The sequence below is a fragment of the Coleofasciculus sp. A1-SPW-01 genome (assembly GCF_040217205.1).
In the GTDB taxonomy this organism is placed as follows: Bacteria; Cyanobacteriota; Cyanobacteriia; order Cyanobacteriales; family Coleofasciculaceae; genus Coleofasciculus; species Coleofasciculus chthonoplastes_A.
Map to the genome: position 1 here is coordinate 23,355 of NZ_JAVJNP010000181.1, position 16,157 is coordinate 39,511.

Annotated in this window: 16 protein-coding genes; 7 read left to right on the forward strand and 9 right to left on the reverse strand. The window is 45.2% G+C overall.

Annotation, left to right across the window (positions count from 1 at the left end; translation table 11 throughout):
* Positions 1-37: 37 nt before the first annotated feature.
* Both RH949_RS26685 and cimA read right to left on the reverse strand, forming a co-directional pair.
* Positions 38-256 carry a DUF4327 family protein gene (locus tag RH949_RS26685; RefSeq protein ID WP_006100780.1) on the reverse strand — a complete coding sequence of 73 codons (219 nt, stop codon included), beginning with the start codon at positions 254-256 and terminating at the stop codon, positions 38-40.
* 343 nt (positions 257-599) lie between these two features.
* Positions 600-2,330, reverse strand: a complete 1,731-nt coding sequence (gene cimA / locus RH949_RS26690) for a citramalate synthase (protein ID WP_446357400.1) — start codon at positions 2,328-2,330, stop codon at positions 600-602.
* Between the two features lie 80 nt (positions 2,331-2,410).
* On the opposite strand from cimA, the gene RH949_RS26695 reads away from it, so the two are divergent.
* Positions 2,411-2,752, forward strand: a complete 342-nt coding sequence (locus tag RH949_RS26695; protein ID WP_044206986.1) for a 2Fe-2S iron-sulfur cluster-binding protein — start codon at positions 2,411-2,413, stop codon at positions 2,750-2,752.
* A 239-nt stretch (positions 2,753-2,991) separates the two neighbouring features.
* Here RH949_RS26695 and RH949_RS26700 read toward each other — a convergent pair whose 3' ends face one another.
* On the reverse strand, positions 2,992-3,273 hold the full coding sequence (locus tag RH949_RS26700) for a DUF433 domain-containing protein (RefSeq protein ID WP_044206983.1): 282 nt from the start codon (positions 3,271-3,273) through the stop codon (positions 2,992-2,994).
* A 430-nt stretch (positions 3,274-3,703) separates the two neighbouring features.
* Here RH949_RS26700 and RH949_RS26705 point away from each other — a divergent pair, with 430 nt between their 5' ends.
* From RH949_RS26705 to RH949_RS26715, 3 genes are all read left to right on the forward strand, one after another.
* Complete coding sequence (locus RH949_RS26705) at positions 3,704-4,300, forward strand: hypothetical protein (RefSeq protein WP_446357403.1); 597 nt, start codon at positions 3,704-3,706, stop codon at positions 4,298-4,300.
* A gap of 298 nt (positions 4,301-4,598) precedes the next feature.
* Positions 4,599-5,807: a hypothetical protein gene (locus RH949_RS26710; protein ID WP_446357405.1), complete on the forward strand. Its 1,209-nt coding sequence runs from the start codon at positions 4,599-4,601 to the stop codon at positions 5,805-5,807.
* A gap of 6 nt (positions 5,808-5,813) precedes the next feature.
* Complete coding sequence (locus RH949_RS26715; protein ID WP_446357407.1) at positions 5,814-6,620, forward strand: ABC transporter ATP-binding protein; 807 nt, start codon at positions 5,814-5,816, stop codon at positions 6,618-6,620.
* Between the two features lie 142 nt (positions 6,621-6,762).
* Here the strand turns inward: RH949_RS26715 and RH949_RS26720 are convergent, their stop codons facing one another.
* Complete coding sequence (locus RH949_RS26720) at positions 6,763-7,548, reverse strand: response regulator transcription factor (RefSeq protein WP_006100870.1); 786 nt, start codon at positions 7,546-7,548, stop codon at positions 6,763-6,765.
* A gap of 244 nt (positions 7,549-7,792) precedes the next feature.
* Here RH949_RS26720 and RH949_RS26725 point away from each other — a divergent pair, with 244 nt between their 5' ends.
* Positions 7,793-8,203, forward strand: coding sequence for a DUF2294 domain-containing protein (locus RH949_RS26725; protein ID WP_044206979.1), 411 nt, complete (start codon positions 7,793-7,795; stop codon positions 8,201-8,203).
* A gap of 179 nt (positions 8,204-8,382) precedes the next feature.
* Entirely contained in the window at positions 8,383-9,228 is an 846-nt protein-coding gene (locus RH949_RS26730; RefSeq protein WP_006100962.1) for a transglutaminase-like domain-containing protein, read from the forward strand.
* 88 nt (positions 9,229-9,316) lie between these two features.
* Here RH949_RS26730 and RH949_RS26735 read toward each other — a convergent pair whose 3' ends face one another.
* The 3 genes from RH949_RS26735 to RH949_RS26745 form a co-directional block, all read right to left on the reverse strand.
* On the reverse strand, positions 9,317-9,814 hold the full coding sequence (locus RH949_RS26735) for a GNAT family N-acetyltransferase (RefSeq protein WP_044206975.1): 498 nt from the start codon (positions 9,812-9,814) through the stop codon (positions 9,317-9,319).
* Between the two features lie 24 nt (positions 9,815-9,838).
* Positions 9,839-10,129, reverse strand: a complete 291-nt coding sequence (locus RH949_RS26740) for a type II toxin-antitoxin system TacA family antitoxin (RefSeq protein WP_006100934.1) — start codon at positions 10,127-10,129, stop codon at positions 9,839-9,841.
* A 269-nt stretch (positions 10,130-10,398) separates the two neighbouring features.
* Positions 10,399-12,105 carry a PhnE/PtxC family ABC transporter permease gene (locus RH949_RS26745; protein WP_446357411.1) on the reverse strand — a complete coding sequence of 569 codons (1,707 nt, stop codon included), beginning with the start codon at positions 12,103-12,105 and terminating at the stop codon, positions 10,399-10,401.
* A 188-nt stretch (positions 12,106-12,293) separates the two neighbouring features.
* Between RH949_RS26745 and RH949_RS26750 the strand changes: the two genes are divergently transcribed.
* Entirely contained in the window at positions 12,294-12,719 is a 426-nt protein-coding gene (locus RH949_RS26750) for a hypothetical protein (protein WP_446357413.1), read from the forward strand.
* Positions 12,720-13,037: 318 nt separating this feature from the next.
* Here the strand turns inward: RH949_RS26750 and RH949_RS26755 are convergent, their stop codons facing one another.
* Entirely contained in the window at positions 13,038-14,420 is a 1,383-nt protein-coding gene (locus tag RH949_RS26755; RefSeq protein ID WP_446357415.1) for an IS4 family transposase, read from the reverse strand.
* A 670-nt stretch (positions 14,421-15,090) separates the two neighbouring features.
* Positions 15,091-16,107, reverse strand: coding sequence for a dihydroorotate dehydrogenase-like protein (locus RH949_RS26760; protein ID WP_006100999.1), 1,017 nt, complete (start codon positions 16,105-16,107; stop codon positions 15,091-15,093).
* Positions 16,108-16,157 lie beyond the last annotated feature (50 nt).

The following is a 16,157-nucleotide window of genomic DNA, read 5'->3' on the forward strand; positions in this document are numbered from 1 at the left end:
TCGCTTCGCTATTAACGGTTCAAAAACGTCAGGACATCTATTCTTCATCCCATGCTTCCACGGCGAGTAAATCACCAATTGGATCTTGCATGGTGAAGCCAAATTCGATGAGTTCCTTTTTCCAGAACGACCAGTCGTCGCCATATAGCAGGGCGATTTTCCATATACTGTCGCTGGGTTTGATTATCTTGGAGTCCACGAGTGAACGCACCTGACGCTGCATCTTCACCATGGGGTGAGTAACTTGCTGAGTCATACTCTCAATTTTCTCGAAATAACTTTTGCAAATGCTTGGATCAAAAAAACGCTTCCTGTTATTTATTTTTGCCGGTTCGTAGAGTTGGCTCTCGGCAAGGAAGCATTACCCTACCCTTATAACCCATCCGAGGACATTTACGCAACCCTTTTTAGAAAAATGTACGGAAATCACTACCATTGCCCCTGGAATGGCTGCCGTTAAGGGAAGGGGGAGCATGTAGAGACGTGCCATGGCACGTCTGGGAGCTGGGGAAGAAAAAATTATAGCTGTCGCTATAAAGGTTAGGATTTCTTTATGGGTTAAGAGAATCTAAGTCAGTTGGCTTAGATTCTCCTCTAGTTCACACGTTCTGTTCAACCGCTGTCTTCACAGCAGACTGTAACAACAGACCATATTCAATCCCCTCAACCACCGCCTGATAAGACGCTTCTAAGATATTGGCAGAAACACCCACTGTTGTCCAGCGCTGCTTGCCATTACTCGATTCCACCAGCACACGAGTTTTTGCTGATGTGCCAGCCGCACCATCCAGAATCCGCACTTTGTAGTCGGTCAGGTAAAAGGTTCCTATCTCTGGATAAAATCGCACCAGGGCTTTCCGTAACGCGGCATCCAGTGCTGACACGGGTCCATTACCTTCAGCCACTTCTAAAATATCCTCACCATTAACCGTAACCTTAATCGTCGCCATCGCATTACTGTAAGGCGTGTCGATACCTTGAAGCATGTCACTGTGAACCTGAAACCCTTTCAGTTCAAAATGCTGCTGCTTCTGCCCCAGGGCGTCTCGCATTAGTAAATCAAAACTGGCTTCGGCGGCTTCAAATTGATAGCCCTCATTTTCCAACTCTTTCAGGCGTCCTAAGATTTGGCGACAGGCGGCGTCTTGTTTGTGGAGTTCATGTCCAAAACTCTTGGCTTTTGCCAAAACGTTACTGAGTCCAGATTGGTCAGAAATCACAATCCTTCGCTGATTACCCACCTGTTGGGGCGGAATATGTTCGTAGGTGAGTGGATTGCGTTCAACGGCGGAAACGTGAATCCCGCCTTTGTGGGCAAATGCTGACCGACCTACAAATGCTGCATGATCATCAGGCGCTAAATTAACGATTTCACTAATGGAACGACTGACTTGAGTCAGTGTGGCTAATTGTTCCTCTTGCATACAGTGATACCCTAGCTTGAGCTGTAAGTTAGGAATCAAGGAACACAGATTCGCATTACCACAGCGTTCACCATAGCCGTTCATCGTTCCCTGAACCATACAGATACCTTCCACCACACTCATCAACGCATTCGCCACAGCGGTATCGGAGTCATTGTGGGTATGAATGCCCAATCGAGGCGAATGTAGAGACGCGCCATGGCGCGTCTGTAGGGGCGGGTTGAGTCCATCTGGTTCTGTTGTTGGTGATAAAGTTGGTTCAAAACCCGCCCTGCCTTGGTTTTCAGGGTTGAGTTCTAAACGTTCAATCACATCTCGGACGATTTGACCAATTTCATGGGGTAGAGTTCCGCCATTGGTGTCGCAAAAGACTAACCATTCAGCCCCCGCATCCATAGCAGTTTTCAGGGTTTTCAGGGCGTAATCTGGGTTATTTTTGTACCCATCAAACCAATGTTCGGCATCATAGATAACTCGCCGCCCTTGACTACGAAGGTATTCTATGGTGTCTCGAATCATTTCCAGATTTTCGTCAAGGGTAGTACCTAACCCTTCCGTGACATGGAGATCCCAAGACTTACCAAAGATAGTTACCCAATGTGTCCCTGCTGCCAAAATCGCTTGTAGCATCGGATCTTCAGCAGCAGTTTTATGAGGGCGTCGCGTTGAGCAAAAGGCGACGATTTCGGCTTGGGTTAAGGGTTCTTCTTTGAGTCGCCAGAAAAATTGCACGTCTTTGGGATTAGCACCGGGCCAACCGCCTTCGATGAAGGGAATCCCTAATTGGTCGAGTTGTCGGGCGATGCGGAGTTTGTCTTCGATGGACAAGGAAAGACCTTCACGCTGGGAACCGTCCCGCAGCGTTGTGTCGTAAATCCAGATAGGGTTGGGTGTTTGTGCAGTCATAAGTAAGGATAGTTGTGTAAATTGTCAAGAAATGTAAACTAGAAAAAGTAAGGGTGTAGTCACTACGATATAAATCATCAATGCCTAAAGTAACAGCTCAAGGGAAAACGTTTTCATGTGACCCAGGCAGTAATTTACGCAAAGTTTTGCTGGAGCATGGTGTCGCGCTTTACAACGGCAATGCCAAAATTATCAACTGTATGGGGATTGGTAGTTGTGGCACTTGTGCGGTTGAGGTAGAAGGGGAGGTTTCAGAAGCAAACTGGAAGGATAAAGCAAGACGTTCTCTTCCGCCCCATTCTCCCACAGCTAATCGTCGCTTAGCTTGTCAGACGAAGGTTTTGGGTGACGTGCGGGTGACGAAATATGATGGTTTTTGGGGACAAGGGGAGGATGTTGTTTGGACATCGGAAGGGAGATAGGGAAGATGGGGGAGCTGGGGAAGCTGGGGAAGAAAAAATTAACTTAGAACTGATCCGAGCCTTATTGGGAAAGATGGGATGTACTACATGGAGTTAAAAAACACTGTAGGGGCGCAAGGCTTGCGCCCTCACCCCTTTACTTGTGAATTTTGGAAAGAAAGACAAATTTAAACTGATGTCATCAAATATGTAAACCTTATCAACATCTTCGTCCAAATAAACATGAATAAAAATATCAGTCATACGTTACGAACTCGTGGATCAATAAGTTCGTCTGGAATACGGTTGCGTTCTATGTATTCATTGATTTCTGCCTGATGATCCAGATAATAGCTGAGTGCATCAAATACCTGTGATAGACCAAGATGGGTTAACCGCTGAGGAATTTCCTCCGGCGAAACTCCGATACGCCACATTTCTACTATTGCCCTGACTGGTGTGCGGGTGCCTTTGATAATGGGTTCGCTATTGAGTATTTCGTCATTTCTGACAATGTGACAGTGTTCCGTTAACCTTACCATTAATGATTACTCCGTGAAGGGGAAATCTCAGATCAATTCTAGCTTGACATCGTGTCATTTTTTTGTTTTTAGGTCTCTGCGTGAGGCGAGACGAAATCATCCTCTAGATTACCCAAGTTGTTCGAGGAGGGTGGGAGGTGCAGGAAATAGGGTAGTACCTAACCCTTCACTGACATGGAGTTCCCAAAATTTACCAAAGTATAGTCACCTAATGTGTCCTTACTGCCAAAATAGCTGGTAGCATCAGATCATCAGCCGCCGCTTTATGAGGGCGTCGCGTTGAGCAAAAGGCAACAATTAGGCACGTTTCAATCTAAGTACCTGGACATAAATTCTGTCCGCTGTACTAAGAAATATTAACAAGCCTCAACTCTTTACTGTTCCCTGTTCCCTAATCTCAACCGTTAACTTTAATTTTGTGCGACTACTTATGTCATCAAACATTGAAACTCTATCAACATCAGAACAAGACGTTCAGTCTAACCCTTCGACGTTTCACCTTTCTCCCTTAATTCGGATTACTCTTTTGAGTCTATACGTGGCGCTAACTGTACCTCTACCCTTTTTAGCCCAAGTGTCTGATGCTCCCATACCGCCAGTATTACTGTGGGGAGGAATTAGCTTGGGGTTATTAGCGCTGTATGGGGCGTTGAGTGAACGAGTTATTGTGGATGATGAGAAAATTCAGGTGACTTATCCGAAATGGGTTCCTCGTTTTTTCCGTAAGGGTTGGGAGTTACCTTGGGCGGATGTTAAAGATTTAAAAATGCGGACGACGGGACAAGGGGGATTGGTTTACTATTTTGTAAGCCAGTCATCGGAGCAGGCGTATTTACTACCTATGCGTGTGGTGGGTTTTGCTCGGTTAGTTAAGTTGGTGGAAACGTATACAGGTATCGATACCACTGATATCCGTCCCTTGGCACAACCTTGGATGTATCTAATTTTGTTAGGATTGACGCTATTGCTATTACTTGTCGATGGTTGGACAATTTGGACGGTTTTTAGCCAAGGTTTGATCGCTTGAAAAATGTTTATAATTGTAAATATTTAACCACGGATGATGTCGGTAAGCTGTCATGCATTTAAATGGGGTATTAGTAGCGAGCAAGATGCTTGATGTAGCGAGCAAGATGCTTGATGTAGCGAGCAAGATGCTTGATGTAGCGAGCAAGATGCTTGATGTAGCGAGCAAGATGCTTGATGTAGCGAGCAAGATGCTCGCACTACGGCAAGGATTGCGCCATTATTGATATTAAGGTTTAAATGCCGAACAGCTTACTAACTGGAAATGCTAATCCATCAGTTTTTTACTCTAATATAAAATGAATTCAACTCAAGACTATATGCATAATTTTGCTATAAAAAAGCAAGAATTCATGGAGTTAGTTAATGCATTAATCAATAAACAGAACAGTATTGATGAATCGTCAAAATCTCGCCAAAATATTCTTGATGAGATTTCTAATATTTTAGTTTTTATTCAACGGATTGAAATACTAAGTATAAAAAAGAAGCAAGTTGACCGAGGACATGAACCCAGAGTTCTAGAACTTACCAGTATCCTTGAAGTTTTAATTCCAGCGGTTAAATCGGTTGTGGACGGCAAAGCGGGTATTTCTCTGGTCAAACAGACCCGCATTAGGCTGTTGCGATCGCTCCGCCGACACGAACCATTTTTCCTAATCCTTAGACGCTCAATTCTTAATAGTTTTATCGATATTTACTATTTGGATTCAGTGCCGACCAAAGTTATTATCGGACTAGGCTTTCCTTTTTCGTTTGCCGGCATTATTGCACTAATTTCTTCAGTTTATTTTTTGAATTATGGAACTCAAACATCCGAACTATCTCAAGTTAGTGAATCGTTGGAGAAAATCAGCAATGAACGTGAAGAAATAAAACAAAGTTTAGCAGGTATGGAGACACCACAAAGAACGTTAAGTTCATTAGGTGCGGACAGCCGTCCAATTCCGATGGAAGAAAGAATCCGCGAGATTGAATCAACGTTGACATCCCTCGATAATCAGGTCAAGCAACAACTTCAATTAATGGAGGAACAAAATCAATCGGCTAAACAATTAACTATCACTTTGCCCTTTGGTTTGGAAACGATTTCTTTATCGCCAGAAGATTCTCAAATTATTTTCCAAGTGTTTGTGGTGGGCGCATCGGGAGCGTTGGGAAGTGTAGTCAGTATTTTAATTCGACTGAAGGAGTTTGATGTAGAGTTTCGAGAAATCCTCGATCCAGTCATCCCCTTTTTGATCGGGGCGTTTAAGCCAATTATTGGGGCATCATTTGGTATTTTCATGTACGCCCTGATTAGTTCTGGACTGATTCCCCTGGATACGAACCCAACAGAGGCTACTGGTAGAAAAGAGGAATTATTTTATTGTGCGATCTCGTTTACCGTGGGATTTAGTGAACGGTTAGCCAAAGATGTGATTGCCCGGGCGGAAACGACGGTAAAACTGGGAAACGTTAAAGAAATCCGAGAAATAAGAGAAATAGATGAATCAGGAGAACAATAGCCAACCATGAACTCGCTCACGGTATCTGATGATTCATTATCGCCGACGCTGGCTCAACTCCAACTCAAACAAGTGAGTTTGGTTACATCAGCCAAAGGCGCGATTCCAGGAACCACGATTCTCAGCGATATTTCCTTTGACGTAGCTAGAGGCGATCGCATAACCTTAATTGGTCCGGCTGGTGCGGGGAAAAGTTCACTGCTGCGGCTGTTGAACCGATTGAATGATCCCACCAGCGGTACGATTTATCTGGAGAATCAAGATATTCAGACGATTCCTGTGCTACAGTTACGACGGCAAATTATGCTGGTTTGCCAAGAACCGAAGCTATTAGGAATGACGGTACGGGAGGCGCTAGCTTACCCATTGGTGTTACAGCAACTGGAAAAATCCGCGATCGCCCAACGGATTCAAACCTATCGGAAAAGGCTGCACATCCCAGAAGATTGGCTAGAACGCACGGAATTACAACTTTCCGTCGGACAACGACAACTGGTTGCGATCGCACGGGCTTTAATTTGTCAACCCAAAATTATCCTATTAGATGAACCGACATCCGCCCTTGATGTGGGTACAGCTTCTCATTTTTTGGGTGTCTTAGCTGACATGGCGAATCAGGATCAGATCACTGTTTTAATGGTCAATCATCAGTTAGACATGGCTCAACTCTTCTGTAATCGGATATTGTATCTCCAGACAGGTCAACTCATGCAAGATACATCAGCGACTAATTTGGACTGGAACCTGTTACGAGAATCCCTAGTTCAAGCCGAAGCGCAAGCAGCACAAGAGTGGGGAGTGGAAGAGTTTTAAGCCAACCTTCGAGGGAACCTGGTTTGTAGGGGCGGGTTTAGGGACTTTCTTATCGCGATTGATGGTAACGTTTGTACAAAACTCGCCCTTACTCAATTTTGACCGAACTCCCTTATCTCCCTGTACCCCTACACCAAGAACACTATTGTCGCCCAGCGGTACTCGCAGCTACGGGTGCAACATCTGGTCGAGACGTTGGATAATTATGATCTGCTTCTCCTTCAGTTGATTGGCTGCGTTCGAGCATTTCTGGATTAAACCGATAACCCACATTCCGCACCGTTTGAATTAAACTTGGTTGTCGGGGATCAGTTTCAATTTTTTTGCGTAGTGAGAGGACATGGGTATCAATAGTACGGGGATTATCAATAGCATCGGGCCACGCCCGACGGAGTAATTCCGAACGACTTAATGGTAATCCTTCTGCTTGAGTAAGAACGTAGAGCAAACTAAATTCCTGAGGCGTTAAATCAACAAACTCCCCTTTGTAACACACCCGGCGCTGAACTAAATCAATTTTGAGATCACCATATTCCAGCGTCATTGGTACAGCCGTCATCCGGATACGTCGAATCAGCGCCTCAACTCTTGCCAGAAATTCCTGCATCCCAAAGGGTTTGGTTAGATAATCATCGGCACCAGCTTTTAACCCTTGGACGATATCAACTTCATGATTACGGGCAGACAGCATTAAAATTAACGAATGTCGCTGCTGATGAATCCAGCGACAAAACTCTACCCCGTCACCATCGGGTAAGTCAGAGTCGAGAATGACGAGAGTGGGTTGGCGATTATAGAATGTCTCTCTGGCTTGATAGAGGGTGGCAGATTGATAAACCCAATAGCCTGCCTGCTGCAAGTGCCAACCTAGCAGCGATCGCAAATGGGGATTCCCCTCGATAATCTGAATACAAACCGATGCTCCCACGGCATTTTGTTTCCTTTTTCGGCATTGTTACTCAGGTTAACAAAGCTAATGTCAAGATTTTGTAACAACTGTTACTGTGATAGCTGAGGGGGCGGGGTGTGGGAAAAATTTGCTTTCAACTCAGTTGACACCAATGCTTACCTGCTGCTTCAGGTGTCAAATTTTATGGTACGCTAAGTTTCCAAGCATCCATTTGAGACAATCTATTACTATCGTCCTCTGCGTTACCTCTGTTATTATGTCTATGTCAAAAAAAGCTCGTCCGACCCGGGGGCAGTTGGAACGCCGCCTCTCTCAAGGAGTACAATCAGTCTACCGTGAGCAACTTGGGCATCAACCTGGCAAAATAATAGCCAGTCTTCAAGGTGATAGAGTTACGCTGATTCTGGAAGATGCTGTAACTCAGCCGGAGCAGTTACTTGCTAACCAGGGAGAGAAAGACCTAACTGAGAAGGTGCGCTCAGATTTAGATGCTGCCATCAAGCCTCAATTGAGAGAGCGAATCCAGGAAATTTTGGGAGTAAAGGTGGTTGATTTGCTTAGTGATACCACTCTAGAAACTAAAAGGGAGGGAATCATCGCTGTACTAGCTGAGACGCCTCAATTTCGCTGTTCGGGTTCAGCCGCACAACAGCCAACTCATCAAGCTTCTTAAGACGTTAGTGATTGTCATTTGTCTGTCATTTTTTCAATAAAACCTCTATGGCTTACGATTATTAGAACCTAGATTGTTAATTCTAAAAATGTACGTGGACAACAATTAATATAAATAAATGCCAAATAATGGCAAATTATTTAGAGAAAGCCTTAAAATAATCCTTATTTAGATAAATCATGAAATTCAAGCTGGGCTGTCAATTAAACTATAGTGTTGCGGCAAGTAGCACTTTTATTTTTAATCTCAGTGTTGTTGAGAAAAAGCATCAAAGAATTCTGCAAGAAAAGTTGCAAATTGAACCATCCATGGATTATGAGGAGTATGTTTCTCCTCGGATGGAAAACCGATATCTACGAGTCTATGTACCCCAAGGTGACTTACAGGTGTCCTATCAAGCCACTGTGGATTTATTTTATCGGGATGAAGACCCCAGTTCGATTTCGGAAAATCCTCCGGATAAGTTACCGTTAGAAACGTTACATTACCTCTATCCATCACGTTACTGTGAGTCAGATCGGTTAATGCGTCTGGCACAGAATGAGTTTGGTAATTTGATTCCTGACTATTCCAGAGTTACGGCTATCTGTAATTGGATTTACGATAACGTCACCTATTTATCAGGTAGCACGAATCAACATACCTCGGCTTATGATACCGCGACAGAACGAGCAGGGGTTTGTCGAGATTTTGCCCATTTGGGGATTGCGTTTTGTCGGGCGTTGAATATTCCGGCTCGATTTGTGACGGGATATGCCTATAATTTAGAACCGCAAGATTTTCATGCCTATTTTGAGGCGTATTTAGGCGATCGCTGGTATTTATTTGACCCTACCCGACTCGCCCCCTGTAATGGGTTAATTCGCATTGGTATCGGGCGCGATGCGGCTGATGTCGCCTTTGCCACTATTTTTGGTGATGTTCAGATGAACTATAAGGATGTGTTTGTCGAAGCGGTTCCGGATCAGGATGGAAAAACGCCTGAACTCCCCGACTATACCAATCGTGCGATCGCGTTAATATAACAGCAGGCTTCAAGGCAGGAAGGAAGTTATTTATCTAGTTTCTAACGTAAGTGAGGTACAGACGTTTCCCCAGCGTGTATTTATTCATTCAAATAAGATTCTTTTGTATGTCAGAAAGTTTTACCATGACCGTTAAAGGATGAATTGGAGAAGGCATAAAGCCGCAACGTTCCACGTAAAAATCTTTCACATTCTCGTTAAGGGCATGAATTAGAATCGCTCTAATCCCTAGTATTTCTGATGCTTGTAGAGTACGCTTTACGGCATCTTTGATCATTCCCATACCAATTCCCTTTCCTTGATGATGAATATCAACAGCCAGTCTACCCATTACTACGACTGGGATTGGATCGGGCATATTTCTTTTGATTTTGCCTGGAGATTCAATATGGGAAACCTGACCATTCGCTAAACAGTAGTATCCTACTACTTTGTTTTCCCAACAGACTACATAAGTGCGTGATGAACCAAGCGTTTCATTGTTAAGAGCGCGTGTTTTTAACCATTGATTTAAGCTTATCTCTCCACAATCAAATGACTCTATATCATGGGTTGGTTGAATATGTTCCGGTGGGGTATACTTCATGAGGTAATTACCACAGAATAATAATTATTCCCAAGGAGATTTTACCTGAAGCAATTGATGTAACTTTTCATTTTTCTCTGGGGGCATATCAAGAGCTTGATTAAAAGCCTTCCACTGGTCATCATTAAGGCGGAACAATCTCCAATCTAGCAATGCCTCTTCTGCTGCTCGATAGGCTGCGTCTAACATAAAAGCACTCCGAGTCTTGCCACAAACAGATGCCGCTGTGTCTATGAGATCAAGCTGATTGGGTTCAACTCTCATATTGACGACAAGGGAGCGCTTGTCTTTATTGGTTTTATCAAGAAACGCCATAGTTACTCTCTACTTTAGAGTTTTAGGTATGTGTGTACATTGTATATACAAAAAACCACGATAGTCAACAAGTACAGCACTAAGTAGGTGGACACAATTAAAATTAACGGTTGAGATTAGGGAACAGGGAACGGGGAACAGAACAGTAAAGAATATCCTCTCCCTGCCTTGGTACTGCTATAAAATAGACAGATAAGCTGAAGTCAGTAGCGGGTTCGAGGACAGGTTCCGTAGGGATACAGCGTTGCCGTGCCTCCTGCCTATTGGATTCAACGCCATGCACGCCGACTGATTCCACTCACCCAATCCACGAGAATTGTCAGCATAATTAAACAGGCGATAGTGGTAACAATACCGGGCGCGTCAAAACTACTCAATTGTTCACTCAATAACCGCCCTAACCCACCCGCCCCCACTAATCCCACAATGACAGTTTCTCGCATACAGACTTCCCAACGGTACAGAATATAAGCCAGAAAACGGGGTAATGTCATCGGTAGCACCCCATATAAAAACACCAATGCAGCGGGGGTTCCCTGAGCTTTTAAGGCTTGTAATGGAGGTTGGGGGAGATTTTCTGTCACTTCTGCCATCAGCCGCCCTAAAATCCCCAAATTGTGCAATCCCAACGCGATCGCACCCGGTAAAATACCTGGAAATAAGATAAACAGCGCCACTAACGCCCAAATTGGTGCAGGAATTGCCCGACACACCAGTAAAATCGCCCGTGTGAGTAAAAAGGTAATCCACACCCAAATCTTCTCGTCTCGCCCTCTTTCTTGACGACTCGGATTGAGTAATCCTCCAGGGAGGAAAAAATTACGAGTCGCCGGAAACGAGAGTAAAATGCCACCCATACCCGCCAGTGCGATCGCGAGAATGGACATGGATAGGGTTTGAGTTGATAATCGGACTAATTCTGGCAATTGTTCCCAACTGATATCCGGTGGAAAGGATACAGTTATCGCATCCACCAATAATTTCCCCGTGCGGGGTGACCAAAGTTGGGTAAAGTCAGGATGGACATACCAAAAGCAAAAGGGGATGAGTAGCACCCCCCCGATACCCGCCAGAGTAATCAACGGATCACGCGGATAGAATCCCCTTTGAGACGTAGAACCGTGATCAGCATTTAAATCCAGGCGACTGCTACAGCCTAAGCGATCGCGTAACCAAGCGCTACTCAAATCAACTATCCCGTTTAAGATAAATAGGGCATAGAAAAACGTCCACAACTGTTGATAACGCAGCGACTGCAAACTTAGGAAAATCTCATATCCCAATCCCCCAGCCCCGATAATTCCCAACACCGCCGCCGAACGAATCGAACATTCAAAGCGATAAAAGGTATAGGAGAGAAGGTTTAAAAAGGCTTGGGGAATCAGCGTATACAGAAATACGGTTAACGGTGCAACCCCACTATTCAGCAGCGTAATTAGCGGTTGACGGGGCGTCTCATCCAGAATTTCGGCAAAAACCTTTGCTACTACTGCCCCAAAGGGAAGCGCGATCGCTAAAATGGCGACTAAGGGATCAAGTCCCCAAATATTCACAAAAAACAGTCCCCACAGCATTTCGTGAATCGCCCTGGGAACCGCCAACAATCCCCGCAAACTCACCCAAATCTTAGAGGGGTGTCTCTCGATTGCACCCGGAGAAACCGCTAACCACCACACCTCAGAGGTAAATATCCCGCCAATGATTCCCAGCACCACACTGAGAAACGTACCACAGACGGCATAGGCTAACGTAGTCAGTGTCGCCTCTAAGGTTAATTGGAGAAACTCAAGGCTTAACTCCGGTTGTAGACTAGCTTGGAGAAATCGCCCCAATAAGGAAAATCCACCTGGATTCAAGATATCCTGTCTCCAGATACCCGTCTGATAGAGAGAAAGTGCGATCGCGCCGATAAATACTAATCCCCAAGCCGTTGGTGGGTTGAGAATTGGGGGACGAGATAAGGGCTGAGGTTTCACAGGATGATGATCGGGAAGCTGGGGGGAGATGAGAGTGGGTTTGAGATAACGTTATCATCAATGGCGAAATGCAATACCCTCAACCTATCCCTACAAACCAGGTTCCCTTCAGCGCATCAAAGGGTCAAAACTGCCGTTTTTCTGTCTTTAGTATGAAGAAAATTGTAGGGGTACTTCACAGACTATCTATGCCGCTATTAAAAATTAAATTACACCTCAGCAAACTGCGTCAAATCCTAGCCTTGTTTTTAATTCCAATTTTCTTGATTTTTGGTTTCGCGATCGCAGACAATAATAGCGACGCCTTAGCCACCCCTCTAACGCCTACAGCACAATTAACCCCAGCCCATCCTCAATCTGAGAAATCTGTAGATTTAGACAAAGGGAGTGAACAAGCGAAAAAGGCATCAGAAAAGGCATTTGAGGGGTTAGAGACAACCAAGGAATTGATTGGCAAAACCGAGAAAAGAAAGCAGGCGATTGAACATGGACGGAAAAAGGCAAGCCGTAAATTAGACTCGATGGCTAAAAAAGCCGAAAAAGCTAAAAAATCAGAAGAATCCTTGAACGACACCGAAAAACTAACCCTTGATCGGATAACTGACGGTAAATAGGGCTTGCTGAATAAGTGGTGAGGTGAGGGGGAGCAGGGGAAGCTGGGGAAGCTGGGGGAGCTGGGGGAGCAAGGGTACATTTTCCCTGAGCAAGGTGATGCCATACTTATGAAGATGCTACCCCATTTCCTGGCACTTTATCCACTGTCCATACGCCTCAAAGTATTGATGGATCAGGGTTTCCGGGTTGTGCATTAAGCCCTAAATAATCCAAGTTTACAGCGCTTCGCGCTGTCATGAAGTACAGTAAGTAGATCAAAGTCCCCCTTTTTAAGCTATGCATTACTCACATCTTTCTTAACATGAATTCCCTTGACTTTAGCAGTAGTTTTGGGGGAAAGTAAAAGCCTCTTTCTGGGCAATGTCATGGAGTCGTCGCAGACCTTGCCAAATAGTTTTAACCCCCGGTTCGCCATCATGAGAACGGGCTAAGAACCCGCCGAGTTGGGCGATCCAACGCACGGCATCTCTTAAATTGGGAGGGGAGTCAGGGGGGTTAGAGTGATGATGAATCGTGCAATAGAGACTCTGCCACTGATATGCTTCTAAAATAGTGTCGGCAGGCAGATCAGGATGGTAACGGGCTAGATAGGTGATCCATAATAAGCGCCAAGCGACGATAGTGTAGGTAGCCAAAGCTCGATGAATGCGATCGGCACTTTCCAATTGCAGTTGTTCTATGCGACAACCGCTCTTGAGAACATAATGATAACGTTCAATCAACCAACGATAAGAGTACCAACGTAAACATTGCACCAAATCCTCAAAGCAATTGATGGTTAAGGTGGTTAGAAGTAACCAATTAACGGGTTCCACACCAGGAGGTGGGTCTACTTCAAGTGCTTGAATAACTTGTATACAGACAGGTTGAAGGTGTTGACGTTGTGGATGAGTATTGGGGGGTTGTAATTCTACGGTGGTAGTCCGCAGTGTGAGAGTGGCGATTCGGGGTTGACGCTCTGGATGTCGTCTCAATTCTAAGGTGAGCTGACCCATTGGTGGAACTTTCTCAATGGCTTGCTGCAAGCGCTGCACTTGTGGTTCGGGCTGTGTGGACTTGACACAACGATTGTGGTTAGCCCGAATGATAAATTCACTGTTTGGGCGGCGGGGTAATACAAACAAGTCATAGATATCAGCTTCTCGGTCAGCGACTGTTACCACTGTTGTCTCTGGTGGAATTAGGGTTTGAGTCACATCCAGTGCCGTTAACCAGCGATAAGATTCTTTATCTTGGATGTCTTTTTTGTGTCGTTGATGTTTCTTACCCAAAAAGGCTGGGTCTCTTGTCCAGACTTGTTGATGTAAGACTCCTAACGGTATTCCGGAAGCGCTACTACAAAAGACCGAATGCACTTTTAAACCCGATGATTTACTATTGTCTAGATAACCCATACCTTTCTTGCTGGGATGATGGGTGAAATTGAGTTCAGTCGTATCTTGAATCGCAATAACGACCGCTTCGGCTTGGATTCTATTGAGAGTACTGGTTTGGTGGGCTTGAACAATCGAGGAGGCTTTGACATGAGGAGAACTCCAAAAATCATAGGCGGCTTGGGTTGCTGCCCAGTCTCCTGATGCCTGGGGTATGCTGGCGCAAGGCTGGGCTGCCAAGTCACTCACTAAACGTATCAGCCTTTTGTTGCGGCGCACATCCCCCAAGTCGGCGTATTGCAATTCTGCGGCTGCCCAATCGCTCATTTGAATTATCTCCTAGAATTCACATTGTTAACGTTTTGTGCGATTGTCTGAGGCACTACGCTCCGTGCGATCGCGCTATTTGACTCCAACTACCCAAAACAGGGGTTGGGGGAGAGTGCCATAGCTCAACTAGATTTGTTGCGATCGCGCTGCCTTTAACCAACCGCTCAAAACTCTCCTGGGAACAAGTTATAGCGCTTCGCGCTCGTCTATTTACACTTTGTTTGTACGAACCTCTCATCGGGACTCAGCTTCAGGTACGGGAGTTGTAAATAGACCAGAGCGACCTGCTATACATCGGTTAAGCCAAGTTACTGAAGTCCCATTGATGCTGGCGATGGCTGCTACTGTACCACACCCTGTTGTCAGCCTGCCGTATTCCGACGTTGACGATAGACCAAGGACTACCGATGAGCATATTAATAAATGTAACGTCATTCAATTGAAACCTATATATGTCCAGCCTTCTGAATTGTTAAGAAAGATGTGAGTAATGCGTAGCTTTTTAAGGGGGATTTAGGGGGATCGACAATGTACCGCATAGCAGAGCAAACTGCTGTAAATCGGGCGCAAATCTTTGCGCCCCTCCGGTTTCCTGAATGATTTGTCCTTATCAGATCCCCAACTTATTCCAGAAATCGGGGATCTAATTAATGAATTGGCGTTCACCCTACGGTGCAAACCCGACCAATTGAGGCTTGTATGTCTGAATTGCTTTCATGTACTGCGCCCGTTCAAAGCTACTTTCATCAGGACAGTTAATCTGACTCATGCTACCCTGCATCTGCTTGATCGACTCATATTCATGTTCTTCCATCCAGTGGCGTACCTCTTGCTCAATCTCTTGCAGATTGCCAATCCCATGACGCAGCAGTACACTGACGATTTCCGTCACTTTCGCACCTGCCATCATCATTTTGATCACATCCTGCCCTTTATGTACCCCACTGGTAGCGGCAAAGTCCACCGACAGACGACCATACAAAATCGCAATCCAGCGCATGGGTAGGCGCATCGCTTGCGGTGTACTCAGCAAGATATTGGGTGAAACTTCCAATTCCTCAATATCAATATCTGGCTGGTAAAATCGGTTGAAAAAGACCAAACCATCCGCACCCGCCTCAGTTAACCGCTTCGCCATATTTGCCATATTGCTGAAGAAGGGACTGAGTTTAATCGCAACCGGAATACTCACCTCAGATTTCACCGCTTGCAGAATATCAAGATAATTCTGCTCAATTTCCGCCCCCGTCTGATCCATATCCGTGGGGATGCTGTAGATATTCAACTCCAGCGCATTCGCCCCCGCCTGCTCAATTTCCTTGGCGTAGTGCGTCCAGCCGCCCACGGTAGCACCATTGAGACTGGCAATGATCGGCATATTCACCGTCTCTTTTGCCTTGCGGATATGCTCTAAATATTGCTCTGAACCCACATGAAAGACTTCCGCTTCCGGGAAATAGGTCAGGGCTTCAGCAAAACTTTCTGTACCATACTCTAAGTGATGGTGTAATTCCAACTTTTCTTGGCGCAGTTGTTCTTCAAATAAGGAATGCAGCACCACCGCCGCCGCGCCTGCATCCTCCATGCGCTTGATATTGTCAATATCTTCGGTCAGGGGCGCAGCTGCACCAACCACGAGGGGCGATCGCAATTCTAACCCTAGATATGTTGTTGTCAGATCCATCCGTTTAAACCTCTCAATTATTTATGGGTAATCCTGTGGAGATAGGGGAT

Coding starts and splice junctions, on each gene's coding strand:
- RH949_RS26685 (WP_006100780.1), bottom strand. CDS start 256: ATGACTCAGCAAGTTACTCACCCCATGGTGAAGATGCAGCGTCAGGTG.
- cimA (WP_446357400.1), bottom strand. CDS start 2,330: ATGACTGCACAAACACCCAACCCTATCTGGATTTACGACACAACGCTG.
- RH949_RS26695 (WP_044206986.1), top strand. CDS start 2,411: ATGCCTAAAGTAACAGCTCAAGGGAAAACGTTTTCATGTGACCCAGGC.
- RH949_RS26700 (WP_044206983.1), bottom strand. CDS start 3,273: ATGGTAAGGTTAACGGAACACTGTCACATTGTCAGAAATGACGAAATA.
- RH949_RS26705 (WP_446357403.1), top strand. CDS start 3,704: ATGTCATCAAACATTGAAACTCTATCAACATCAGAACAAGACGTTCAG.
- RH949_RS26710 (WP_446357405.1), top strand. CDS start 4,599: ATGAATTCAACTCAAGACTATATGCATAATTTTGCTATAAAAAAGCAA.
- RH949_RS26715 (WP_446357407.1), top strand. CDS start 5,814: ATGAACTCGCTCACGGTATCTGATGATTCATTATCGCCGACGCTGGCT.
- RH949_RS26725 (WP_044206979.1), top strand. CDS start 7,793: ATGTCAAAAAAAGCTCGTCCGACCCGGGGGCAGTTGGAACGCCGCCTC.
- RH949_RS26730 (WP_006100962.1), top strand. CDS start 8,383: ATGAAATTCAAGCTGGGCTGTCAATTAAACTATAGTGTTGCGGCAAGT.
- RH949_RS26735 (WP_044206975.1), bottom strand. CDS start 9,814: ATGAAGTATACCCCACCGGAACATATTCAACCAACCCATGATATAGAG.
- RH949_RS26740 (WP_006100934.1), bottom strand. CDS start 10,129: ATGGCGTTTCTTGATAAAACCAATAAAGACAAGCGCTCCCTTGTCGTC.
- RH949_RS26750 (WP_446357413.1), top strand. CDS start 12,294: ATGCCGCTATTAAAAATTAAATTACACCTCAGCAAACTGCGTCAAATC.
- RH949_RS26755 (WP_446357415.1), bottom strand. CDS start 14,420: ATGAGCGATTGGGCAGCCGCAGAATTGCAATACGCCGACTTGGGGGAT.
- RH949_RS26760 (WP_006100999.1), bottom strand. CDS start 16,107: ATGGATCTGACAACAACATATCTAGGGTTAGAATTGCGATCGCCCCTC.